Origin of the sequence: Nocardia sp. NPDC019219, from assembly GCF_040632645.1 — a bacterium.
GTDB classification, from domain to species: domain Bacteria; phylum Actinomycetota; class Actinomycetes; order Mycobacteriales; family Mycobacteriaceae; genus Nocardia; species Nocardia sputorum.
Genome location: NZ_JBEYCG010000005.1, coordinates 23,415 through 47,718, shown reverse-complemented (window position 1 = coordinate 47,718; position 24,304 = coordinate 23,415). Strand labels below are relative to the sequence as shown.

Sequence of the window (24,304 nt, the reverse complement as noted above, 5' to 3'; positions counted from 1 at the left end):
TGGCCGTCATACCGCCAGCATCTCGCTCGACACCTGCCACAGCCGGGCGGCGGCTTCGGGGTCGAGCGCGTATTCGGCGACTCCGTTCCGGGCGCTGAGCACGCCGACCTCGGCTTCGCCGCAGTCCTCGAAGTAGCGACCGCCGACGCCGTCGAGCAACGGTGACGCCGCGACCAGCACCGAGGTCGCCGCACCCTGCTGCGGCGTCTTCCACACCATGCCGGTCCCGCCCGCGGCCGCGCGGAGCCGCTCAAGTTCCTCGTCGGACACGTGCCGCTGCAGATTGGTGCGGATACCGCCGGGCATCACCGCGTTGACGGTGACGCCGTCGCCGGCCCAGCGCCGGGTCGCCTCGACCGCGAACAATACGTTGGCCGTCTTGGACTGGCCGTACGCCGACCACGGATCGTAGGGCCTGCGCTCGAAGTGGATGTCGTCGAAGACGACCGGTGACCGGTGATGCGCACTGGAACTGACCGATACGACGCGCGCCCCACCGGCCGCGGCCAGCGCCTCGCGCAAGCCGGTGGTCAGCGCGAAGTGGCCGAGATGGTTGGTGGCGAACTGCATCTCCCAGCCCTGCGGGGTGCGCGTCAGCGGCGATGCCATCACGCCCGCGTTGTTGATCAGCATGTGCAGCGGCCCGTCCCAATCTCCGGCGAACGCCGCGACGGACGCTCGGTCGGCGAGATCGAGCGCGGCGACCCGCACCCTCTCGTTCCCGGTCGTCGTGATGATGTCCGCCGCGGTGCGTTCCCCGGCCGCGAGGTCGCGAACGGCGAGCGTCACTTCGGCCCCGGCGGCGGCCAGTGCCCGGGCGGTCTCGACGCCGATGCCGGAAGCTCCACCCGTGACGACGGCACGCCGTCCGGTGAGATCGATGCCGGCCAGCACCTCCGCCGCGGTCGACTCCGCGGTGAACGGGGTGGTGATGCGATCGGACATGACATGTCCCCTTCTCGGTAGACTAGAACCGGAGGATACTCCGGTACCAGTGATAACCGGAGGACCCTCCGCTTTGTTCCCGGGAGGATTCGATGACCAACGCACGCCCGCTGCGCGCCGATGCCCGCCGCAATCGAGACCGGCTGCTCGAGGTCGCTGTGCGCGCGTTCTCGCAGGACGGATCGGACGTCACACTCGATGCCATCGCCAAGGAAGCGGGCGTCGGCATCGGGACGCTCTACCGCCACTTCCCCACCCGCGAGGCGCTCATCGACGCCGCCTACCGCAGCGAACTCACCCGGCTGTGCGACTCCGCCGACGACCTCCTGGCCGTCCAGCCGCCGGATCGCGCGTTGCGCACGTGGATGGACCGTTTCGTCGACTACACGACCACCAAACGCGGCATGGGCGACGCCCTGCGCGCACTGATCGCCTCCGGCGGCAACCCGTTCTCCGAAAGTCGCGATCGTCTGACCACCGCCGTCACCACGCTGCTCCGAGCGGGAGCCGAGGCAGGCACGCTGCGGTCGGACGTCGCACCCGACGACGTACTCGTCGGTCTCAGCGGAATCTCGCTCGCCACCGAGAGCCCGGAACGCCGGGGCCAGGCCGGCCGCCTGCTCGACCTGTTCGTGGACGGATTGCGACCCCGCCCCTGAGTTCCGCTCGGCATCCGCGAGCAGGCGGCCGAGAAGATCCGGCCGATCGCGCATTTCGATCTGGCTGACCGTAATACTGGGCGTGCCGGTGCGGGCGTGGTTTCCTTCGAGCCGATCGTCAGGTTCGAGCGAAGGGCCCTGGTATGTTCGCCGATCACCCGGCCGCTCCGAGGATTTGTCCTCCGCGCGCCATCGGGGAACGAACGCGCGACTTCGATTACTCTTTGACGGCTCGCACGCCCGGGCGACTATGCGCGGACAGGCACCGACAGGTCTTCGGCTGACGAGGGGAATCCCGTGAATTTATGGAGCTACGTCCGCGGGCGGGGAGAGATTCTGGCGTTTCTCACCTATCAGCATGCCTCGCTGGCATTCCAGACAGTTCTGGTCGGGACCGTCGTCGCCGTGCTCATCGCGGTGGCGGTTTATCGGCTGCCCCTGGTGTCGGCGCTCTCCCTGACCTCCAGCCGCGTCGCGCTGACGATTCCTTCGCTGGCACTGCTGGCGATCCTGCTGGTCCCGTTCGGCCTCGGCGTGACCCCGTCGTTCGTGATGCTGGCGTTTTTCGCGGCGCTGCCGGTGATCGGTAACGCGATTGTCGGTTTGCGGTCGGTGCCCGCCGCGGTGGTCGAATCCGCGCGCGGCATCGGCTTTTCGCGATGGCGCATTCTGCTGACCGTCGAATTGCCGATCGCCTGGCCGGTGATCCTCACCGGCATCCGGGTGTCCACCCAGATGATCGTGGGCGTCGCCGCCATCGTCGCCTATGTCCTCGGGCCGGGCCTGGGGTCGTTGATCTTCAACGGGCTTTCCCGTCTGGGTGGAGCGAACGCCTTGGAGATGGCTCTGACCGGCACCATCCTCATCGTCATCATCGCGCTGGTGTTCGACGCGCTGCTCGTCCTGCTCGGACGCCTCACGATCGCAAAGGGACTGTCATGACCGATGATGTGAGCAGTCAGCCCGCTTCCGCGCCGGCGGAGCGCAACGTCACCGGCGCCTCCATCAGGCTGGATTCGGTCGTCAAGCGCTACAAGGGCCAGGACAGACCGGCGGTGCGACGCCTCGACCTCGAGATCGAGGCGGGCGACATCGTCGCGTTCGTCGGCCCGTCCGGGTGCGGCAAGACGACCACACTGAAGATGATCAACCGCCTGATCGAGCCGACCGAGGGCCGGATCTTCATCGGAGGTCGCGACGTCACCAGGGAGGACCCCGACAAGCTGCGGCAGTCGATCGGGTACGTCATCCAGTCCGGCGGTCTGTTCCCGCATTGGACGGTCGCCAAGAACGTCGGCGCCATCCCGCGGGTGCTCGGGTGGGACAAGAAGCGGATCGCCGAACGCACCGAGTACCTGCTCGATCTCGTCGGGCTCGACCCGGGCACCTTCGCCGACCGGCTGCCGAAGGACATGTCCGGCGGCCAGCAGCAGCGCGTCGGCGTGGGGCGGGCGCTCGCGGCGGACCCGCCGGTCCTGCTCATGGACGAGCCGTTCGGCGCGGTCGACCCGATCACCCGGGTCCGCCTGCAGGACAGCCTGATCGCGATCCAGCAGGAACTCGGCAAGACCATCGTGATCGTCACACACGACTTCGAGGAGGCCACCAAGCTCGGCGACAAGGTGCTCATCCTGTCCGAAGGAGGTCACGTCGAGCAGTACGCGAGCCCGGAGGAAATCCTCACCGACCCCGCCACGCCGTTCGTGGAGGAGTTCGTCGGGTCCGGCGCGAAGCTGGCGTATCTGACCGTGTCGCGGGTACGTGACGTCGCCTACGACGAGGTGATCACCGCCCGGGTCGGTGAGCCGGCGCGGGAGGTGATCGACCGTGCGAAGGCCGCCGGGCACACCTGGGTCGTCGTCGTCGACCAGGCCGGACGGCCGCGGTCGTGGCCCTCGCTGACCGAGGTGGCGACCAAACCGGAGGTCTCCGACTACCTCGATCGCCGGTTGCCCGTCGTGGCGCGCTCCTCGACCCTCAACGACGCGCTCGACGCCATGCTCGCCACCAGCCAGGGCGCGGCGCTCGTCACCGACGGCCGCGGCGCGGTGCTCGGCTCGCTGAGCATCGGCACGGTCACCGACGTCATCCGGAACAAGCTCGCCGAGGGGCGCGCCGACGAAGCGGAGCTCTCCTACACGACCTATGTCGAGGGCAGCGACCCGGCGCCGACCCCGGTGGTCGCCGCCGACGAGGAACCCGGATCGGCCGAGCCGTCATGAGCCGCCTGCGCCGCGTTCCGCTCGACGTGTGGTTCGAGCCGATCATCATCCTCGTCATCGGCGCCGGATACGTCCTCTGGTACCGGTCGACGACGTTCACGGCCACGGAGAAGGCGTCCCTCGGATGGGACAACCTGCAGACCACGATCCTCCGGCACATCGAGCTCACCGTGGTGGCCACCGTGATCGTGGTCGTCGTGGCGATACCGCTGGGCATCGCCCTGACCCGCCCGGCGTTGCGACGACTCGAACCGATCGCCGTCAACATCGCCAATGTCGGCCAGGCCGCGCCCGCGGTCGGCCTGCTCGTCTTGTTCACCTTCTGGCTGGGAACCGGATTCCGTACGGCGATCGTCGGTCTCGTCGTGTACGCGGTGCTGCCGATCCTGCAGAACACGATCGTCGGGCTGCGGCAGGTCGATCAGCGCACCATCGAGGCGTCGCGCGGCATCGGCTATTCGGCCGCGCGGACGCTGGCGCAGGTCGAACTGCCGCTCGCGGTGCCGGTGATCCTCAACGGTGTGCGCACCGCGCTGGTGATCCTGGTCGGCACCGCGACGCTGAGCACGTTCATCGGGGCGACCAGCCTCGGCACCCTGATCACGACCGGCGTCACCCTCTTCCTCCCCAAACTGCTCGTCTCCGGCGCGATCCTGGTCGGCCTCCTGGCGTTGCTCATCGACTGGCTCGGCAGACTGGTCGAACTGGCCGCGACCCCGCGAGGTCTCTCATGAGATCGCCCCGAGCCCGCTCGGCCACGCTGGTTTCCGCCCTCGTCCTCGCCGCGGCGATGCTCGCCGGTTGCGGTCTGGTGAGCTCGTCCGGAACCTTCCACGACGCGCGCCTGCCGGATCGGGCGCGGCCGCTGGACGGCGCGAAGCTGACCGTCACCTCGAAGAGCTTCACCGAGGGCGTACTACTGGGCAAGATCACCGCGACCTACCTGGCCGCGGCAGGCGCGAACATCACCGACCTGACCGGGGCGCCGGGGTCGGCGTCGTCGCGGCAAGCTCAGCTCAACGGCGACGCCGATGTGCTCTGGGAGTACACCGGCACCGGCTGGGTCAACTATCACAACCAGACCGAGACCATCTCCGACCCGCACGAACTCTGGCAGCGCGTCCACGACATCGAGAAGCGCGACCACGACTTGGAATGGCTGCCGCCGGCCAACTTCAACGACACCTACGCGTTCGGCGCGTCCACACCGACCGCCGAACGCCTGGGAGTTCGGTCGCTGTCGGACGTCGCGGCGCTCCCGGTTCCCGACCGGACCTTCTGCGTCGACGACGAATTCTTCAGCCGCTCGGACGGTTTCATTCCGATGCTGCAGAAGTACGGGATTCCCTACAACGATCCGAACGGCGTTCCGTCCGGCAACGTCACGCGGATGGACGCCGGAGTCGTCTACACGGCCACGGCCAAGAGCGCCCCGTGCAATTTCGGCATGATCTACACCACCGACGGCCGGGTCAAGAACCTCGACCTGGTCGTCCTCGACGACGACGAGAAGTTCTTCCTGCCCTACAGCGGCACGGCGGTCGTGCGAGCGACTGTCCTGGATCGCTACCCGCAGTTGCGTACCCTGCTCGGCACGATCTCCGAGCGCCTCACCGACGAGTTGATGCAGGACCTCAACGGTCGCGTCGACATCGACGGCGAGGATCCCGCAGACGTCGCCTATGACTGGCTGAAGGGTCAGAACCTGATCGAATAGGCCGGATCGGAGGCCGAGAGGGCGACCGCCCGAACGGCCGCGTGGAGGCGCACGCCTCTTTCCACTCTCAATCTATAGCGCACCCCCGGGCTTGCGGCAAGACCCGGGTGATACCGCAGAATCGCTGGCTGCGGCGTTGCTGCTCGACGCGCTCAGGCGACAAACAGTATTCGCGTGACCCACGCGGGACCGTCGAGCCGGGAGAAGGAGGGGCTGTGTCCACTCAGGGGTACGAGGACGAATTGCGGTCCGAGCGGAGTCACGTGACCGGGCTCTACACGCGGCTCGACGCCGAGCGCACGCGGGTGCGGGCCCGCTACGCCGCGGCGTTGCGCGGGAACGGCGGGTCGCCGATGGAACGGGATGCCGAGGTGCGCGCACTGGCCAAGGAGGCGAAGCGGCTGGACGTGGCGGACAGCGGACTGTGCTTCGGCCGGTTGGACACCCTTACGGGCGAGCATTCCTACATCGGCCGGATCGGCATCTTCGACGAGGACGACGAGTACGAACCGCTGTTGCTCGATTGGCGTGCGCCCGCGGCGCGCGCGTTCTACGTCGCCACCGCCGCCAGTCCGGAGAACATGCGCAGGCGCCGCCAGTTCCACACCCGCGGACGGCACATCGTCGATTTCACCGACGAGGTCCTCGGCCGTCCCGGCGGAGGCGAGCGCGGCGACGCGGCGCTGCTCGCGGCGGTCGACGCCCCGCGCGGCGCGGGGATGCGCGACATCGTGGCCACGATCCAGGCCGAACAGGACGAGATCATCCGGCTCGAGCACCCCGGAGTGGTGGTGATCGAGGGCGGACCGGGTACCGGGAAGACCGTGGTGGCACTGCACCGCGTCGCGTACCTGCTCTACACGCAGCGGGAGCAAATGGAACGCAACGGTGTGCTCGTGATCGGCCCCAATCCGGCGTTCCTCGACCACATCGGCCGTGTTCTCCCGTCGCTGGGTGAGACGAACGTCGTGTTCATGACCACCGGCGACCTGGTGCCCGGTCTGCACGTCACCGCGGAGGACAACCCGGACGCCGCCCGGCTCAAGGGTTCTCGGAAGATCCTGGACGTGCTCGCGGCAGCGGTCGCCGATCGGCAGCGGCTGCCCGAGCACCCGCTGCCGATCGAGCTGACGGACGTCACGGTCCGCATCGACGCGGAGACCGCCGAATGGGCCAGGGACGAGGCGCGCGCGAGCGGCCTGCCGCACAACGAAGCCCGCGCGGTGTTCGCTGAGATCGTCACGTGGGTGCTCACCGAACGGGCGATCGCCCGGATCGGCCGGGGCTGGCTGACCCGGGAGGACCGCGGGGCGTGGGAGAACGTGCGGTCGGACCTGATCGCGGAACTCGCGGACAACGACCAGTTCACCGCGGCGCTCGACGAACTGTGGCCGATCCTGACACCGGAAGAACTCCTGGCGGAGCTCTACGTGTCCCCGGAGCGGTTGGCGGCGGCAGGCGCCGACCGGGCGCTGTGGCGCGCCGTCGGTGATGCCTGGACGGTGTCGGACGTGCCGCTGCTCGACGAATTGGTCGACCTGCTCGGCCGCGAGAAGCCGGACGACGGCGCCGCCGTGCGGGAACAGACGGCCCAGGCCGAGTACGCGGCGGGCGTGCTGGACATCCTGGTCAGCCGCGAGGACATGATGGACGACGAGGACCACCTGTTCGCCTACGACCTGCTCTACGCGGAGGATCTGGCGGATCGCTTCCTGGAGCGCGACACCCGTGAACTCGCCGAACGTGCCGCGGCGGACCGGGATTGGACCTACCGGCACGTGGTGGTCGACGAGGCGCAGGAATTGTCCGAGATGGATTGGCGCGTGCTGATGCGCCGCTGCCCCGGGCGATCGTTCACGGTCGTCGGCGATCTCGCGCAACGCCGGTCGGTCGCCGGAGCGACGTCGTGGGACGCGATGCTCGAGCCGTACGTGCCCGGCCGGTGGGTCTACCGGTCGCTGTCGGTGAACTACCGCACCCCGGCGGAGATCATGACCGTCGCCGCCGCGCTGCTGGCCGAGTTCGCGCCGGGCGCGCAGCCACCGGAATCGGTGCGCGCATGCGGTGTCCAGCCATGGTCGAGGCGGGTCGCCGAGCACGAGCTGTCCACCGCGATCGAAGAATTCGTCCGCGACGAAGCCGGTCGCGAAGGCACCAGCGTCGTGATCGGTCCGCCGGAGGTGCCGGGCACGGTGGCGGCGTCGGAGACGAAGGGCCTGGAGTACGACGCCGTCCTGGTCGTGGCGCCGGAACGGATCCTCGCGGGCGGACCACGCGGCGCGGCCGAGCTCTACGTCGCGCTCACCCGCGCCACCCAACGCCTCGGCGTCCTGCACCAGGGCCCGCTGCCGCAGGTCCTGACCGGCCTCACCGAAATCGAGGCACCCGCCCGGGCGAAACTCGCGAGCGGATGCGACGAACAGCTCCCCCGGCGGCTTGCACGGCCGACGGTCGATCGGCCGGAAGAGGCGGTCGGGACCAACGACTGCCACTCGTCATCGACGGAGGTCCGCACACACCTCTGAGCGACTCGAACTGCCCGCGACCGCAATGCGGCTAGCGGCTGTGCGACACCGGCGAGATGACCGCCCGGCGAAGATTCACGGCTTCCTACCCTTCCGGATAGAAGACGAACAGCGTGCAGCCGGTCGTGGTGGCGGGCACGTGCCACGACCCCGCCGGGGCGTGCAGGAACGTCCCGGCCGGGTAGTCGCGCGCGCCGTCGTTGAACGTGCCCGCGACCACGTAGACCTCCTCCGGGCCGGGCTCGTGGACGTCGCGGCGCGGCCACGACGTACCCGGGTCCATCTCCAGCACGTTGGCCTGCGCCCCGGACGGCCCGCTCCAGAGTGGACGCAGCCGGATTCCGGGAAAGAGTTCACGGACGGGGGATTCGGTGACGGAGACGGCGGTGTAGCCCTCTTGGGTGAGGATCTCGGGATGCATGCCTCCTACGGTGCCGCGCGCGGGGAGGAGGAGAAAGTGTCCGGTCGGACATCGAAGGGTACTTTTGTGCCATGCATCGTGTGGTGGCCCTGGTGCGGCCGGTGCAGTCGACATTCGAACTCGGTTGCGCGGCCGAGGTGTTCGGCACGCGGCGGGCCGGGGTGCCGCAGTACTACGAATTCGAGGTGTGCACGGAGACGCCCGGCCCGGTGCCGACGACGTCCGGGTACGCACTGTCGGTGTCGCGGGGACTGTCCGCCCTCGCTTCCGCGGACACCGTGCTGATCCCGGGCTGGGCGCCGGTGGAGGCGCCGCTGTCCACCCGGGTGCGCCGCGCGCTGCTGCGGGCACACGCGCGCGGGGCGCGGCTGGTCACCATCTGCTCCGGGGTCTTCGCACTGGCCCGTACGGGCCTGCTGGACGGACGCTCGGCGACGACGCACTGGGCGCGCGCCGCACAGCTGGAGCGAGAGTTCCCCCAGGTGCGCGTGGAGCCGGACGTACTCTACGTGGACCACGGTGACGTCGCCACGAGCGCCGGAGCGGGCGCGGGCATCGACCTGTGCCTGCACCTGGTCCGGCGGGATCACGGGGCGGCGCACGCCGCGCTGATCGCGCGCCACATGGTGATGCCACCGCACCGCGAGGGCGGCCAGGCACAGTACGCGCCACCTCCGCCGCCCGCGGACGCGCTGGACGGGCTGCTCGAGTGGGCCGGCGCGCGCCTCGGGGCACCGCTGTCGGTGCGCGATCTGGCCGCGTATCTCAGCGTCTCGCCTCGCACGCTCACCCGGCGCTTCGCCGATCAGCTCGGCACGAGCCCGGGTGCGTGGCTGCTGTCGCGGCGGGTGGCCGAGGCCCGCACCCTCCTGGAGGAGACCGACCTGCCGGTGGAGACGATCGCGGCGCGCGTCGGCCTGACTTCGGCGGTCAACCTGCGCCGCCGCTTCCGCGCCCAGGTGGGCACGACGCCGGGCGCCTACCGGCGCGCGTTCCGGGGCTCGTGATCCCGGCTCCGGCTGCCGCGTCGATGTCCTCCCGAGCGGGCCGCCTTCCGAGACCGGAACCGTGCCGTCGCCTCGAACGCCGACCACCGGCCGCTCACCGAATTCTCGACCTCGGCCTCGTCCCGCCCCCGCGTGATCCCCGTTCTATGACGGACGGCGCGGAAGCGACCCGGCTCGATCCGCCATACCGTTTACCCAAATCGTAGATCCGCCGGTGCTCGGGCGGGGTGATCTGCCCGGTGGCGAGCAGGTCGCCGGATGCTCAGCCACCCGGCCGCTCGGGCAGGCGGCAGCCCACGGTAGCGGTGACGGTCATCGACCGGGCGTCGGCGAACACCGACAGCTGGGTGTTGCTGTCCCATTTCGCCGCATCCGACCCCTCGAAGGTGACGTGCCGGTCCGGTGACGAGCCGGCGGCGGGCAGCATGTCCGTCGCGCCGACGGACCAGGCCAGAACGCGGGCCGTTTCCTGGAAACCGGGCCATGCATCCGGCGGCAGCGAACCCTCGGCCCGGTGGCGCGGTAGGACGACACGCCTGCCGCCGGTGTGCTCGTATGGGCCGTAGCAGGAACCCAGCGCACGGTCCTCGCTCCGGCTCCACCGCAATCCCGGTTCGATCGCCGACGCGGCGGCGGTGATCCGCTCGACCACCGACTCCACGTCCCGCTCGGCCGCCTCAGAAGACGGCAAGCCAGCCAATTCGGCTGCTGCGGCGGCGATCTCCTCGGCCGAAGGCGGCGGGGCCGGTTCACCTAGGAGGGTCGCGCATCCCCCGGTCGAAGCCGCCACCGCGAGCACGGCAGACCAGCGCAGCGCGCCGCGCGGCCATCGCAAAACGGTCATCGGCGCCTCCCACGCTCCGGCGGCCGCACGGGTGCGAGCTCGCTTCGCGCGCAATCCTATTCGCCGCAAGTCCGGGATCGCGGCGCGTAACCCCCGCGTGCCAACGGACGCGGCCGACGGGATGTGGCGGCGAGCACCGCCGCAACATTGACTCAATGAAACAATCTTTCTAGTCTTGTTTCATGACGGAGCGGGCCGACGGCGTCGACGAGCGGATCATGGACGCCGCGCTGGACCGGATCCTGCAGTTCGGGATCCGCCGGGCCAGCCTCGAGGACATCGCCCGCATGGCCGGGCTCAGCCGGATCACCATCCACCGCCGGTTCGCGGGCAAGGACAACCTGATCGAGGCGGTACTCGCCCGGGAGACCCGCCGCATGCTCGCCGAGGTCACCGCGATCGCCGCCACCGCCGACAGCGTGGACGCCCAGATCGAGGACACGATGCTGTACGTCCTCTTGCAGACCCGCATCCACCGGCTGGTCACCCAATTGCTGCGGGTCGCGCCCGACGAAGCGCTGCGCTTCTCCACCGTGCAGGGCGAACGCTTGGTGTCCATCGGCATCGAGTACATCGTCGGCATCCTCACCCATGCCCGGTCCGCGGGCCTCATCGCGGCGTACGACCCGCACCCGGTCGCCGAACTCGTTGCCCGCCTCGCCCATTCGCTGCTGCTCACTCCAGGCGGAGGCAGCGTCGACTTCACCGACGACGAGCGCGCCCGCGCCTTCGTCCGCACCACCATCGTGCCGCTGATAAAACACGGCATCACCCGCCCCGACGAGGAGCTCACCCATGACCACGTCCGCGACCGTCCCGGCACGGCACCCCGCCCGGCCCCGTAAGGCGCCCGGCCTGGGTCCCTTCTCCGCGCTGCTGGGCATCGGGAAACCGTCTCCGCGGCGCTGGCAGCTGCTCGGCGAATCCCTGCTGGTCGGCGACGAGCCGATGGACCGTCTGGTCGAGTGGATGTACGCCGAAGGCATGGCCGTCACGCGGCCATTGTTCGAGCGAGCGCTCCGGTCGGGCATCGACAGCATCCCCGACGCTCCCGCGCCGCTGCGCGCATTCTTCGGCGTCGTCGAGGACACCCCGGCCTGGGTCGACCCGGCCCTGTTGCGCGAGGGCGAGCGGGTGTTCCGTTCCGGGGGCAACGACGGGCTGTATTTCGCTCGCGACGTCTCGTTCATCGGCGGCTATCTGGCCTCCGGATTCAACAAGACGCTGCTGCGCACCGGCGCCCTGGAGAAGGGCCCTGCCCGCCGGTTCGCCGAAACCCTGCAATGGGCGATGGACGTGTCCACCGAGAACGGCATGGACCGGTACGGCGTCGGCTACCGCTCCACTTTGCACGTGCGGCTCATCCACTCCCTGGTCCGGCGGCACGTCGGCGCCATGCCCGACTGGCGCACCGAGGATTGGGGCCTGCCGATCAACCAGACCGACATGGCCGCCACCTTGGTCGGCGCGCTGCTCGCGCCCGTCGTCGGCGGCATGGCGCTCGGTGTCATCCTGTCCCCCCGCGAACTGACGGCCGCCGCGCACCTAACCCGATACGTGGGCTGGCTCATCGGTGTCGAGGAACAATGGCTGCCCACCGGCTTCCGCGACGGCATCGCCATCCTCGACCACTGCCTGACCGCCATCACCAATCCCGACGAGACCAGCCGCCAGCTCGCCCGGCCCATGGCCGACGATCCGCTGAACTGGTCCTACCCCAATCTGCCCGCGCTGCGGGGCCGCCTGGCCCGCGCCCGGCATCTGTCCGTCAGCAGTGCCTTCCTCGGGCCGAAAGCGATGCGGACGCTCGGGCTGCCCGCCTACGTCCCGCCGTGGTACCCCGCCTTGCGCATTCCCGTCAATCTCGTCCGCACCGCCTACACCCACCTGACCCCCGGCGGGCTCGACCGCGCCGCCGTTCAGGGCCGGCGGCAGCAAGAAGCCTTCCTGCGACGCCTGATCGGCGAAACCAGCGCCACCATCGGCCAGTCCGCGCCGCCGCTGGAACGCACCGCCTGACCTCCCGGCCGGACCGGCGGTCAGTCCGAGAAATTCGCGATCGGCAAGGAGACGGTGGCGTCACGTCCTCATCGGCTCATCATCTGGGGCCCCGGCGACATGGGCGGACGCGCCTTGCGCACGGCCCTCGAGTCAAGCTGATCACGACGACCAAACGAGATCTCTCGATCACCCGTCTGATGCCCGACGACCGGCTTTCCGGCTGAGCGTTCGACGCCGCCGGGGTGGTCGCATCCCGGGCATTCCCGGTTGTCAACACGCCCTGATGCCGACGCCACAGGGAAGGTCCGAGCAGCCATGCCGCACAACCGGTTCACCGCATCGCCGACTGCTGGGTAGACCTGGACGAACAAGCCGCGGCACGCGGCCAGACGGTCATCACACCCAGCAACCCCCACCGGACATTCGGACTGCGGACCGCACGAGTATGCGCGGTTGTCGACAACGCCACCGGTCGCGCTATCTACACTGACAGCGCTGACTACCACCGGGTCGATGCCTTGTCCGAAACCACACTTCGACGGAGAAGCTTATGTCCGGCCGACGAAATCAGAAGCGCAACAGCAGCATACGTCGACCGGACACCGTACCGGCCATCCGGTATCCGGCCCGCTCCGTCCTCGACATGCTGCTGCCCGCGATGATCAGGCGCCGCAGCGGCGCGCCGAGCCTCGACACCGGGCTCGTGCACATCTGGGGTTTCACCGGCACCGGCGAGGACGACTCGGCGAGCGCGGCAGGTTTCGCGGAATTCTCACCCAATGACACCCCCACGGTCGCGGGTTCTCCCATCCTGGACATCGCCGGTCGGATGATGGCGGGTATGCACGGCCGGCTGTGGGGATTCGGGCTGGCGCACCAGGCGGCCGCGGACACCATCGTGCACGGGATCGACAACCAGCCCGATATGACGACCACTTCTCCGGACGGACCCGAGGAACCTGCCACCACCGAGGAAGTCTGGGCCGCCAGCATTTTCGACGCCCGCGGAAGAGAAATCACGCAGCTGCGCTATGTGCACCTGCCCGAGCTCGAGCCCATCACCTTCGACAGCGACACCCTGGACCGGCGCAGCACCATTCACGATTGGATCGACCGCGTCCAGACCGGAGTCATCTCCGCGCACGTCTGGGCCGCGGCGCTGGCCTTGGACGCGCAGCGCAACCGAGCCGTTCTCGCGCAACTGGAGCAGCGGCTGCTGAGCTGACCGCACCGGCGATGCCACCTCACAAAGCCTTCGGGCGGTACGCGACGGCTACGGCGGTCGTTCCGGAGCGGGACCGCAGCCGCCGCGCACTGCCCGGTAGGTGCCGACCTGACGGCGGCACGGTCCGAAACGAGCGTCAGGCGTGGGTGCGAGCGCCGAACCAACGGGCCAGCGATTCCTCCAGTCCGTCCAGGTCGCCGCCTTCGGCAGCCCAGGCAACGCAGCCGTCGGGACGGATCAGGAGGGCCGAGAGTTCGCGCGGCTGAGCCGGTTTCGCGGTGACGACCCGCACTCGCGCGGACCACCCCGCGGCGCGGGAGCGCAGGTCGGCCGAATCGGTGAGGTCGAGCAGGACGGCCTCGGGCCCGGTGAAATACTCGCCGAGGCGGGTGCCGTCGGCCAACTCGATGTCGGGAGTGGCCGATCCGACCAGCGGGTGTCCACCGCCGAGATCGTAACGATGCCGGACACCGGAGATGCTCTTGAACACGCTGGTAGCACCGTCCCGGGAGGCAAGCAGTTCGGCGGCGACGGCGCGCAGGGCGCGGCTGCGGGCATCGGTGCGCATCAGCGCGACCTGCGCCCGCGTCCATTCCAGCACCCATGCGCCGATCGGATGGCGTTCCGCGGTATAGGTGGCGAGCAGACCTTCCGGTGCCCAGCCGCGCACGACGGCGGCCAGCTTCCAGCCCAGATCGACAGCGTCGCCGATACCGAGGTTCAGACCCTGTCCTCCGAAAGGTGAGTGCACGTGCGCGGCGTCACCGGCCAGCAGCACCCGGCCCTTGCGGTAATCGGGGACCTGACGGGTGTTGTCGGTGAAGCGGGTAGCCGAATGCACCGCGGTGACGACCACCGGGACACCGCTCACGGCACGGATGCTGTGCTGCAGTTCGGCGGCTGTCACGGGGGTTTCGCGGTCGGCGGGCGGACCGTCCGGTTCGACGGTGAGAACACGGCCGGGCATCGGACCGTAGGCATAGAGGCCGGAAGCGGTGGTGTTCCAGCCCATCCGGAGATCCTCGGCGCCGGTCATGTCCACGATCGCCTGACGGCCGGTGATCTCCGGGCCCAAGCCAGGGAACTCGAATCCGGCGATCTTACGAACGCCGCTGCGCCCGCCGTCGCAACCGACCAGCCAGCCGGCGCGCACGGTGTGGTCACCGCAATCGACGGTGACGCCCGCACCGTCGTCGCGGAATCCGGTCACCTGCGTCCCGCGCCGGACCTCCACGCCGAGCTCGGCGGCGCGCCGGGCGAGTATCGCCTCGATGGACTGCTGGGCCACCAGGAAGACCTCGGCGGCCGGACCCGCATCGGCGAAATCGGGGTCGTCGAAGTCGACGGCGTCCACGTCCAGCATGATGCCCGCGAAATGCCCCACCGCGGGCCGCCGTCCGGCGCCGATCGGCGGCACACCGCTGTTGCGCCGGAACTCCGCGAACCGGGCAAGCGCGGCGTCCTGCTCGGCGCGCAGTTGCGGAAGCAGCCCGCGGCGATACAGGGCCTGAGCGGTCGGCACATTGATCGCCCCGGCCTTGATGGTGCGGTCCGGGTCCGTGCGGCGCTCCACCACCAGCACATCCACCCCCGCCAGCCCTAGCTCACAGGCCAGCATCAGCCCGACCGGCCCGGCTCCCACGACCACCACTTCACATGTCTCGTTCATGAAAGTCACTGTGCGAGGGACGTATTGCGCCGCCCTTGCAGCTCATTGCATGCCGCTTGCACCGGGCCTCGCGGCCGCTCCCATCGCCCTGTCACAACTGGGGAGGATCACGGCGGACGTCGGTGCCAGGTCATGTGAGAATCGCGAGATGGGCTCCCACTTCGATCCGTTGGAGGCGGATCCTTGGGGGCGGGCTCGATACGGTCTGCTCGCGCTACCGGCCAAGGTCCCGGGCCAGGCACCGGTGCCGGAATCCACCACGGCGGCTTCCTCGGCGATCGCCGATGCCAGGGAACAGATCGCGACTTTGATCGCCCCACCGCAAGCATCCGCCACGGTGCGCGGGGTCATCGAGGTCACCCGCGCCGCATTCGGCCTCATGGTCGATCAACTCGGCACCGGGCACACCCGAGACATACCGGACATGATCGCTCTGCTCGACGAGGCCGACCTGTACGACGTCGCGAACGAAGCCATCGTGACCACGCACTACAACGAGAAGTCCGCGAAGCTGGCGCGGCTCGCCACCGATCTGAAGGCGCGGGAAAGGGAAATCTCCGGCAAGGTGGGAGACGCGGCCGAAGACAACATCGAGTTCGTCGGAACGATCAGGGACGAAGCGGCACGTCTCGCACCGGTCCTGCAAGCTGCCGCGGTGCTGGTCTCGGCTCGATCGGAGAAATTGACGCCGACCGAGGAGAAGGCGCTGCTGACCGAAGTCGTCGCCGCGCTCGTGCGGGTGGAGACGAAGTTCGCCGCGGTGGCCGGGCACAACGCCGACCGGGCGGGGACCATGGGCCCGATGACTCTGGAGCAGCTGGAGCGCATATTCCCCGGCACACCGCGCGCGACCTTGCGGAAATATCTTCCCTACCTCAACCAGGCAATGCGCGACTACGGGATAGACACCCCGAAACGCGAAGCCGCGTTCCTCGCCCAGCTCGGAGTGGAAACAGACGACCTGAAAACGCTTACCGAATACGGTGATTCGTCGTACTTCAACCGTAACTACGGGCCCGGGTCCAGCGTCGGCCCGAGCCTCGGCAACAAACATCCCGGCGATGGCGCCCGCTTTCACGGACGGGGCGGCATGCAGCTGACCGGCCGCAACAACTACCGGGACGCGGGCGAGGCCCTCGAAGTCGATCTCGTCGGCAACCCCGGACTGGCCGCCGACCCGAAGTACGCCTTCGCCACGGCGGGCTGGTTCTGGGACGCCAAGAATTTGAACGAGCAGGCCGACGAATCGGACTTCGACGCTATCACCAGAACGATCAACGGCGGTTCGAACGGCAGCTCGGAGCGCAATGAGACCTACAACCGGGCCCGCAAAGTGCTCGACGCCGATTGAACGGCATTCCTTCGGCGCGCGGATGTGTGCCGAACCGTGCCCGCGCCGAAGCACGGGATCAGGAGGTCGCCGATTGCGCGGCGACATCGCGAGACGCGGCGGTGACCGTCTACCACGGAGGGTTCACGCCTGTTCGCCGCTCGGGACCAGGCTCGCGGTCAGCACCCCGAACTGCCGGCCGCCGTTCAGGTCAGGTTCGGTCGTGATGAGCGCGAACGCGCCGACGATCTCGAGTACCCGGAAAGCCTGCTGACCGCCGGGGACCAGCCGCACTCTGTCACCGACACGTACACCCATACCGGACAGACTATTCTCCCCACCGGTCCGGAGAATAGTGATCGCCGGTCGTCGGTCACGGCTTATTGCCGTGACGTAAGCCACTGGAGTTTCTCGCCGAGCCGCACGGGGCGCCGAGCCGTCGCATGCGGGCGGTTCTCAGCGGTCAGCCGGTGAAGTCCCCCCTCGCCGGCCCGTGGCCGTGCAGCACCGCGGATTCGGCCCACAGCCATAGCGACACCGGGCCCGCCCAGATCTCCGCCGCCGTGGCGGCGCGTGTCCGCCGATCAGTCTGCGGATCGGCGGATCGGTGCGTTCTCCGGCCGCTGATCATCACGCGGCCTTCAGCGGGCCCGCGAAAGACTTACGCAGCGAGGACGGCCCGACCAGGGGCAGCAGCGCCGCGAGGATCTTGCCTTTGACCGTCCGCGGGGTGCGGGTCAGCTCGACGTCCACCCGGGTGCCGCCCTGGCCGGGGGTGGCCCGGAAGACCCAGCCGCCGCCGGCGCCGAAGAGTTTGGAGTCCAGCGTCGTGATGGTGACGGTGTCGCCCGCCGGATCCCACTGGTAGCGAGCGCGTTCCCACGCGGCCGCGGTGCCCTCGGTGACCTCCGCCCAGGTGTCGCCGCGTTCGTGAACGACGAAGTGCTCGGCGTCGATGGTCGGCCACACCTGGGTGCGGGTGGGTCCGAAATCGGTGAGCGCCTGTACTACCTCGGCCGGGGACAAGGTGGACAGCAGGTGGAAACGGACCGTCGTCATGGAAATGCTCCTCGGGATTCGGCGATGCGAGATGTGTCCGCGGTTCCGGTGCCGTGTTCTCCGGTTCCGGACGCTCATCGAGCATCGCCGCTGCGGGTATCCCGGCGAATCCGTCAGACGACGCTGCGTTGACGTAATCGGTCGCACCGTCCGGGACTACACCATCGGCCCCCGCGACTCGGGCCCCGCTCCATCCCTTGCTCCGGGACCCGGCGTCGAGACTGCGTCGATCTCGTCCGAACTCCTGCCGAGCGTCGGATGACGTAGTCCGTCGGTCGTGCGCGGCGGGAGGGCTGATCCGCATTCCGGTCCGCGGGCCGGTCCGCATCAGCCGGTCGCGTCCTCGTCGGCCGGTAGCAACGCCGCCAGATCGGTGCGCGAGCTGACGCCGAGTTTGGGGAAGATGCGATGCAGGTGGGTGCTGACCGTCCGATGCGACAGGTACAGCCGCTGCCCGATTTCCCGGTTGGTCAGTCCCTGCGCCGCCAGCCGGGCGATGCTCAGCTCGTGCGGGGTGAGCCGATCGCGGGCGTCGGGGTCACGGTTCGGGCTGGACTCCCCGGCACCGCGCAACTCCAGCCGGGCTCGTTCGCTCCACGCGGTGAACCCCAGGGCGTCGAAGATCTCCCGGGCGGTGCGCAGATGGGTGCGGGACTCGACGACCCGGCGCTGTCGCCGCAGCCATTCGCCGTAGGACAGGTGCAGCCGGCCGCGCTCGGCCGGCCAGGCGGTCAGGTCCGCGCCGAGCGCGCCGGTGAAGTGTGTTTCGGCGGCGTCGGTCGACAGGAGCGCGTGCGCGTATCGCCATCCGATGTGCAGAGCGGGCGAGGGCGTGGCAGCCGCGGCCTGCTCCAGGCCGCGCAGCAGTTCCCGCAGTGCGTCGGGCTGTCCGGCACGGATCGCCGCGTCGGCGAGTTCGGCCAGGAAGTAGGCGCGCAGCGCCGGCGAGTGCGACGGGTCCCGCGAATCGTGCATGCGGCGCAGATCGGCGAACGCGTCGTCGTAGCGCCCCTCGCCCAGAGCCGCGAGCCCGCGTGCGAGCTGGACCGTCGCCAGCACGGGACGTGCGCCGGAGGCGAGTCCGATCCGTTCGGCCTCGGCCACGAGTGCGGCGGCGCGCGGATAATCCCCGCGCAGCGCGGCGATTTCGGCTTGGACGGCGGTGGCCAGCCCGTGCATGAAGGGTTGACCGGTTTCGCCGGCGAAGACCGCGGCTTCGGCCGCGACCGGCGCCGCGGCGGCGAGATCGCCGAGCCGGGTCAGGCTCCACGCCTGGACGGTGAGCGCGCGCGGCAGCAGTCCGAGCTGCCCCTCGACGCGAAATCCAGGCGCGGCCGCGCCGGAGAAGTGGGCGGCGAGGTCGAAAGCGCCCACTTGCAGGGCCGCGCTGCCCAGGAATCGGTCGACTTCGGGGTCGCGACCGGTGTCCGAGGCAAGGGCGCGCAAGTGGCCGAGGACCCGTTCGCCCCGTTCGAACGGGGCGACGTACGCGGAGACGGCGACCAGGCGCGGATCGTCGTCGGGAATGGGAAGGTCGTCGGCCACGGCGAGCAGCGCCTGGCGCACCCCGAGCCCGGGTTCGGACCAGAAGCAGCGCATTGCCGCACCCCACAGGATGCGCGTCGCCGCGTCGGGGTGCCCGTCGGCGGCGACAGACGCCGCGAGCGTGGCCAACTCGGCTATGCGCGAGGGGTTCTCGCGCACACCGTCGTCGAATCCACTGAGCAGCCAGGCCGCCGTGGCGCGGTGGCGGGGTGTGCTGGGGAGTGCGCGCGCGGCCACGACGAGTCGTTCGGCGATATCACGGCGGCCGGAATCGACGGCGAGTTCGGCCGCCCGCAGCAGCCGGTCCGCGCGCCGTTCCGGATGGTCGCTGAGGTCGGCGGCTCGTTCCCATGCCGCGATCGCGGCGCCGCGGTGCCGCGCCCGTTCGGCGACAGCCTCCAGTTCGCGCGCCACCTGCTCGTCGGGGCCCGCGGTGGCCGCGGCCCGCTGCCACGCCCGCCGATCCGGGTCGGTGAGGACGTCGGCGAGCGCCCCGTGGGCGCGGGCGCGTTCACCGGCCGTCGCCGTCGTGGTCAGGGCCGATCGCATCAGGGGGTGCCGGAAGGTGACGGTGCCGGGACCGAGGACGAGCAGCCGGGCCTCCACCGCGGGCGTGAAGATGTCGGGTTCGGCCCGCGTTCCCAGGAGAAGGCTCGCGGCGGCGAGTATTTCGGTGATCGAGTCGCTGTCGCAGAGTGCGGCGACGAGCAGCGCGGCACGGGTGGGGGCGGGCAGCGTCGTACCGCGCTCGGCGAAAACGCGTTCGAGCCGTTCGGTCAGCGGCAGCGTCGCGGGAAGGTCTTCGAGTTCGCCCACCGCGGTCGGCAGTTCGGTCAGCGCCAGCGGGTTGCCGTGGGCATCGGCCAGCAGCCGACGACGGACCGGTGCGGGCAGGCCGGGCGCGGTCAGGTCCAGCAGCGCGGCGGCATCGTCGTCGGACAGGGGTTCCAGACGCAGGAGGCTCAGTCCCGCGTCCGCGAGCGGCGAGCCGATCCCGTCGCGGAGGGTGACGATCAGCGCGATCGGCTCGGTGTCCACGCGGCGGGCGATGAACGCCAGGACCTGCGCGCTGGCGGCATCGAGTGCGTGCACGTCCTCAGCGACGATCAGGAGCGGTCGCGGGCTCGCCGTATCGGCGAGCAGCGTCAGCGCCGCGAGCCCGACCAGATAGATGGCGGGTTCATCGCCGGAGTCCGAGGTGCCGAAGGCGGCTGCCAGCGCGTCGCGCTGCTGTGGCGGCAACTCGTCGAGCCCTTTCCGCACCGGGTACAGCAGCCGATGCAGCCCCGCGTAGGCATAGTGCTGTTCGGCCTCCGCGCCCGCGGTGCGCAGGACTCGGGTTCCCGCGATGGCGGCTGCCGCGACCGCCTCGTTCACCAGTGCGGACTTCCCGATCCCGGCCTCACCCTGAATGAGAATCCCACTGCGATCCTCGGGTCCGTCGACGAGTGCACGCAGGTCCTTCAGCTCGGCTTCCCGCCCGAACAGCGGCATGGTGCGCACTCCTTCTCCGGCTCGGTCCCGATGGCGGGTCCCGGTGCGACCCTACCGAAGCGGGGTCACCGTGGACGGCGTCGAGCGCGCGGCTGTTATGGTCGACGGACAGTAATCGGAGCGAGGAAGTTCGAACATGGCGGGTGAACTCGACATCTCGGGATAACTCCCGGGTCTGACGGCCACCGGTAGGCGCTATCCGAGCGCCGCCGTCGTGGCCATTTCGTCGTTTCACCATCCTTCCTCGCGCGGCGCCGGTTTCGCGCGCCCGCACGACCTTCGAGGTAACAGCCATGTCCGATGCCTACATCGTTTGCTCGAACCTGTCGTTCTCCTGGCCGGACGACACCCCGGTCTTCGATGAACTGTCCTTCAGCGTGCCCGGCGGCCGGACCGGGTTGGTGGCCCCCAACGGCGCCGGAAAGAGCACCCTGCTGCGCCTGATCGCCGGTGAGCTACGGCCCCGCGGCGGCAGCGTGTCGGTCGAGGGGGTACTCGGATACCTCCCCCAGAACCTGCCGCTGACCGGCGATCTGACCGTCGCCGAGGTGCTCGGCATCGCCCCCGTGCTCGCGGCGCTGAACGCCATCGAGGCCGGGGACACCAGCGAGGAGCATTTCGCCACCATCGGCTCCGAGTGGGACATCGAGGAGCGCACCCGCGCCCAGCTGGAACGACTCGGCCTCGGCCAGCTGTCCCCCACCAGGCGTCTGCACACGCTCAGTGGCGGGCAGGTCGTCGCACTGGGCCTCGCGGCGCAACTACTGCGCAGGCCGGAGGTGCTGGTACTCGACGAACCGACCAACAACCTCGACCTCGACGCCCGCCACCGGCTCTACGACCTGCTGGCGGACTGGAACGGCTGCCTGCTCCTGGTCAGCCATGATCGCGCCCTGCTCGAACGCATGGACCGCATCGCCGAACTCGACCGTGGCGAAGTGCGGTTCTACGGCGGCAATTTCACCGAGTACGAAGCCGCCGTTCGTGCCGCGCGCGAGGTCGCCGAGAAGAATGTCCGCAACGCCGAGCAGGAGCTCGAGCGCGAGAAGCGAGAGCTGCAACGGGCGCGCGAACGCGCGGCGCGCCGTGCGAGCAACGCCGCACGCAACCTGGGCAACGCGGGCTTGCCGAAGATCTTCGCGGGAACGATGAAACGCAACGCCCAACAGTCGGCCGGAAAAGCGAACGAGACGCACACCGCCCGCGTGGGAGCGGCGAAAAGTAAGCTGGACCAGGCCGAACGCGCGATGCGCGAGGAACAGAGAATCGTGCTGGAACTGCCCGGCACCGACGTTCCGGCCGGACGCACGGTCTTCGCCGGTGAGCGCATCCAGTTCCGCTACGAGCAGCGGACGGTCTTCACCGGCGTCGACCTGGTGATCCGAGGGCCCGAGAGAATCGCGGTGACCGGCCCGAACGGCGTGGGGAAATCGACGCTGTTGCGGATCGTTCACGGTGACCTGGCGGCCGACGGTGGTGTGATCACCCGCGCCGAGGGCCGAGTAGCCTATCTCTCGCAACGGTTGGACCTGCTCGACCCCGAGCGGACAGTCGCGGAGAACTTGGCCGCGTTCGCGAAGACCATGCCCGAGGCCCAGCGGATGAATCTGCTGGCCCGCTTCCTGTTTCGTGGCTCGCGCGTCCATCTGCCGGTAGGCGCGCTCTCCGGTGGCGAGCGCCTGCGGGCCACGCTCGCCTGTATCTTGTTCGCCGAGCCTGCTCCGCAACTGTTGCTGCTCGATGAACCGACCAACAATCTCGACTTGACCGGTGTCGGCCAGCTGGAGAGTGCGCTGAACGCCTACCGGGGCGCCTTCGTGGTCGTCAGCCACGATGAACGCTTCCTCACCGAGGTCGGGGTGCAGCGCTGGCTGCGATTGTCCGAAGACGGGCTCCGCGAAGTCACCGCGCCCGGGCCGATCATCTGAACCGGCGAGATACGCAGCCGCTCGCCACGGGCAGGCGGCTGCGTATCTCCCCCAGGCGGCTTCGGGCGGGTCAGGCTCCCACCACTTCGCTCGGCGCGCCCTCGGCGGTCGCCACGGTGGCCACGGCAGCCCGCTCGGCCTCCTCGACGGTGCACCGGCCGAGCCCGCAGGCCGTCGCCACACCGTACGCGGCCCGCCCCGTGGCTGCTTCGAACAAGGCAAGGCCGCGGATACTGTCTTGCGCTCCCATCGGCGACACGACCCCGGCGATCACGCGCCAGTCCGGGTCCAGCCGGCGCAACGGCCGGTAGAAGGCCGGGTCCAGCGGGGCCGGATGAGCACCGTAAGCGCACGGAATGTGCGCCGGTGGCAGCGGCACCGCGCGAGCGCGCAGGATTCGTGCGACGGCGTTCAACAGCTCGACCGCAGGCGCGAGGTTACGCGGCGCGAGCAACTCTTTGTGCTGGTAGTCGCCGTAGCAGAGGTGCAGAGTGGTCTGCGCGCCGATGCCGTGCGCCCGCGCGAGGAAGTCGGCCAACTGCCGCGCGACCAGCCGACCGACCGGAGCCCGCACCCCGAACCGCGCCGCCTTCACGAGTGCGAGCTGAGCGATCGGCGACTCGACCTGCCAGGTGATCACGTCGCCGTGATCCGCGACGACCTGGGCCATCTCGGCCAGCACGGCCTCGACGAAAACCGGCAGGTTGCGCAGCGCGGGAAGCACCGTCGGGAAGTGGCGCAGCGCGCGGCCGAGCGGAAGTCCGTCGGCCACCGCGGCGCCGCCGAACACGAACAGCGCCAGGTCGAGCGGATTCGGTTGACTGATCTGCAATCTCGTGTCGGCGAGTTCCGGGTGCCGATCCCGCAGCGCGCGAAAGGCCGCCACGACCGGGCCGATGCGGTCGACGCGGTCCATCGCCACGTGGCGAGGTTCTAGGATGGCGCCCTGGCGTAGGCCGTAGACGCGCATGTCGGCGTAGTCGGCGAAGTCACCACTGCGCACCACTTCGAAAACGTCGTCGTGTTCCTCCCGCGCCCGCAGGTAGTCCACGACCCAGCTGGGATCCAGATCCCGCGGTACACCGGTGAGCCGGTGGCCTCGGCTGCGCCGAACGAACCATTCCAGGACGTCACTGTCGTCGGTCGTCAATGCCGCGGGCAAGCTGCCCACGAAGTGCACCAGTCGCGTCATCGCCTGTCCAACACGTAGTTCTCCCGAACGGATCAGCCGTTCACCCGCTCGAAGCCCGAATCCGACGGCTCCCAAGCAGGATAGGCCGATCGATAGCCAGGAGTTCGCCACTACTGGGAACGTCGCGAGGCCCCTCGGATCGGCCGCTCGACGCCGTCCGCGCCTCGCGCTGCGGGCCGCGCCCGGCGTCGCCTACCTTTCCGGTGCGACCCATACCGTTCAGGCGCTGCGCCGCCGCTCGTCCATGAGCACCGCCGACCGCTGCGGCCGGTGCTCACCACCGAGCGCGCGGATGTCGTTCATCGCGGCAGCACCGGCCAGTTCAGCTCCGTGCGCAACTGCGCGGGATCCATATCCGGTGCGGGCCGGGTGAGGTAGCCGGAAAGAACGGCGGCGCCACGATCAAGATCAGCGCGGCGCCCGCGATCCATCGGTACGCGCGCCGGAAGCCCGGCTGCGCGCCGACACTCGTCTCCATCAGGAGCGCGACCATCGCGATGCCGAACGGCAAGTTCAATCTA

Annotated in this window: 20 protein-coding genes and 1 pseudogene; 12 read left to right on the top strand and 9 right to left on the bottom strand. The window is 69.6% G+C overall.

Annotation, left to right across the window (positions count from 1 at the left end; translation table 11 throughout):
- Window positions 1–6: 6 nt before the first annotated feature.
- Window positions 7–945, bottom strand: coding sequence for an SDR family NAD(P)-dependent oxidoreductase (locus ABZ552_RS11790; RefSeq protein ID WP_281873178.1), 939 nt, complete (start codon window positions 943–945; stop codon window positions 7–9).
- Window positions 946–1,037: 92 nt separating this feature from the next.
- On the opposite strand from ABZ552_RS11790, the gene ABZ552_RS11785 reads away from it, so the two are divergent.
- The 6 genes and pseudogenes from ABZ552_RS11785 to helR form a co-directional block, all read left to right on the top strand.
- Complete coding sequence (locus ABZ552_RS11785) at window positions 1,038–1,604, top strand: TetR/AcrR family transcriptional regulator (RefSeq protein WP_281873180.1); 567 nt, start codon at window positions 1,038–1,040, stop codon at window positions 1,602–1,604.
- A gap of 297 nt (window positions 1,605–1,901) precedes the next feature.
- Window positions 1,902–2,546 (top strand): ABC transporter permease, encoded by a 645-nt coding sequence (locus ABZ552_RS11780; protein ID WP_281873183.1) that lies wholly within the window; start codon window positions 1,902–1,904, stop codon window positions 2,544–2,546.
- Complete coding sequence (locus ABZ552_RS11775; RefSeq protein WP_357436859.1) at window positions 2,543–3,826, top strand: ATP-binding cassette domain-containing protein; 1,284 nt, start codon at window positions 2,543–2,545, stop codon at window positions 3,824–3,826. Before ABZ552_RS11780 ends, ABZ552_RS11775 begins: the two co-directional genes overlap by 4 nt.
- Entirely contained in the window at window positions 3,823–4,560 is a 738-nt protein-coding gene (locus ABZ552_RS11770; protein WP_281873188.1) for an ABC transporter permease, read from the top strand. The genes ABZ552_RS11775 and ABZ552_RS11770 overlap by 4 nt, the downstream gene beginning before the upstream one ends.
- A complete protein-coding gene (locus ABZ552_RS11765; RefSeq protein ID WP_281873191.1) occupies window positions 4,557–5,543 on the top strand; it encodes a glycine betaine ABC transporter substrate-binding protein in 987 nt (328 codons plus the stop codon). The genes ABZ552_RS11770 and ABZ552_RS11765 overlap by 4 nt, the downstream gene beginning before the upstream one ends.
- Before the next feature lie 215 nt (window positions 5,544–5,758).
- Window positions 5,759–7,918: pseudogene (gene helR / locus ABZ552_RS11760) on the top strand (RNA polymerase recycling motor ATPase HelR); the annotation flags it as partial.
- 235 nt (window positions 7,919–8,153) lie between these two features.
- Here the strand turns inward: helR and ABZ552_RS11755 are convergent.
- Window positions 8,154–8,489 carry a cupin domain-containing protein gene (locus tag ABZ552_RS11755; RefSeq protein ID WP_281873193.1) on the bottom strand — a complete coding sequence of 112 codons (336 nt, stop codon included), beginning with the start codon at window positions 8,487–8,489 and terminating at the stop codon, window positions 8,154–8,156.
- 71 nt (window positions 8,490–8,560) lie between these two features.
- Here ABZ552_RS11755 and ABZ552_RS11750 point away from each other — a divergent pair, with 71 nt between their 5' ends.
- A complete protein-coding gene (locus ABZ552_RS11750) occupies window positions 8,561–9,496 on the top strand; it encodes a helix-turn-helix domain-containing protein (protein WP_281873194.1) in 936 nt (311 codons plus the stop codon).
- A 262-nt stretch (window positions 9,497–9,758) separates the two neighbouring features.
- On the opposite strand, the gene ABZ552_RS11745 is transcribed toward ABZ552_RS11750, so the two are convergent.
- The gene (locus ABZ552_RS11745) at window positions 9,759–10,340 is read right to left on the bottom strand and encodes an LppA family lipoprotein (protein WP_281873196.1); all 582 of its coding nucleotides are present in this window, start codon (window positions 10,338–10,340) and stop codon (window positions 9,759–9,761) included.
- 182 nt (window positions 10,341–10,522) lie between these two features.
- Here ABZ552_RS11745 and ABZ552_RS11740 point away from each other — a divergent pair, with 182 nt between their 5' ends.
- From ABZ552_RS11740 to ABZ552_RS11730, 3 genes are all read left to right on the top strand, one after another.
- On the top strand, window positions 10,523–11,185 hold the full coding sequence (locus ABZ552_RS11740) for a TetR/AcrR family transcriptional regulator (protein ID WP_281873198.1): 663 nt from the start codon (window positions 10,523–10,525) through the stop codon (window positions 11,183–11,185).
- Entirely contained in the window at window positions 11,136–12,359 is a 1,224-nt protein-coding gene (locus ABZ552_RS11735; protein ID WP_281873200.1) for an oxygenase MpaB family protein, read from the top strand. Before ABZ552_RS11740 ends, ABZ552_RS11735 begins: the two co-directional genes overlap by 50 nt.
- Before the next feature lie 532 nt (window positions 12,360–12,891).
- On the top strand, window positions 12,892–13,566 hold the full coding sequence (locus tag ABZ552_RS11730) for a hypothetical protein (RefSeq protein ID WP_281873201.1): 675 nt from the start codon (window positions 12,892–12,894) through the stop codon (window positions 13,564–13,566).
- Between the two features lie 136 nt (window positions 13,567–13,702).
- Here the strand turns inward: ABZ552_RS11730 and ABZ552_RS11725 are convergent, their stop codons facing one another.
- Window positions 13,703–15,235 (bottom strand): FAD-dependent monooxygenase, encoded by a 1,533-nt coding sequence (locus ABZ552_RS11725; RefSeq protein WP_281873203.1) that lies wholly within the window; start codon window positions 15,233–15,235, stop codon window positions 13,703–13,705.
- Window positions 15,236–15,383: 148 nt separating this feature from the next.
- Here ABZ552_RS11725 and ABZ552_RS11720 point away from each other — a divergent pair, with 148 nt between their 5' ends.
- The gene (locus ABZ552_RS11720) at window positions 15,384–16,586 is read left to right on the top strand and encodes a glycoside hydrolase family 19 protein (protein ID WP_357436852.1); all 1,203 of its coding nucleotides are present in this window, start codon (window positions 15,384–15,386) and stop codon (window positions 16,584–16,586) included.
- Between the two features lie 123 nt (window positions 16,587–16,709).
- On the opposite strand, the gene ABZ552_RS11715 is transcribed toward ABZ552_RS11720, so the two are convergent.
- From ABZ552_RS11715 to ABZ552_RS11705, 3 genes are all read right to left on the bottom strand, one after another.
- Entirely contained in the window at window positions 16,710–16,883 is a 174-nt protein-coding gene (locus tag ABZ552_RS11715; protein ID WP_281873209.1) for a hypothetical protein, read from the bottom strand.
- 312 nt (window positions 16,884–17,195) lie between these two features.
- The gene (locus tag ABZ552_RS11710; RefSeq protein ID WP_281873212.1) at window positions 17,196–17,624 is read right to left on the bottom strand and encodes a hypothetical protein; all 429 of its coding nucleotides are present in this window, start codon (window positions 17,622–17,624) and stop codon (window positions 17,196–17,198) included.
- Window positions 17,625–17,951: 327 nt separating this feature from the next.
- Entirely contained in the window at window positions 17,952–20,663 is a 2,712-nt protein-coding gene (locus ABZ552_RS11705) for a LuxR family transcriptional regulator (protein WP_281918681.1), read from the bottom strand.
- Between the two features lie 293 nt (window positions 20,664–20,956).
- Between ABZ552_RS11705 and abc-f the strand changes: the two genes are divergently transcribed.
- Window positions 20,957–22,591 carry a ribosomal protection-like ABC-F family protein gene (abc-f, locus tag ABZ552_RS11700; RefSeq protein ID WP_357436847.1) on the top strand — a complete coding sequence of 545 codons (1,635 nt, stop codon included), beginning with the start codon at window positions 20,957–20,959 and terminating at the stop codon, window positions 22,589–22,591.
- A 70-nt stretch (window positions 22,592–22,661) separates the two neighbouring features.
- On the opposite strand, the gene ABZ552_RS11695 is transcribed toward abc-f, so the two are convergent.
- Window positions 22,662–23,783, bottom strand: a complete 1,122-nt coding sequence (locus tag ABZ552_RS11695) for a hypothetical protein (RefSeq protein ID WP_281918683.1) — start codon at window positions 23,781–23,783, stop codon at window positions 22,662–22,664.
- 322 nt (window positions 23,784–24,105) lie between these two features.
- A complete protein-coding gene (locus ABZ552_RS11690; protein ID WP_281918684.1) occupies window positions 24,106–24,300 on the bottom strand; it encodes a hypothetical protein in 195 nt (64 codons plus the stop codon).
- Between the last annotated feature and the right edge of the window lie 4 nt (window positions 24,301–24,304).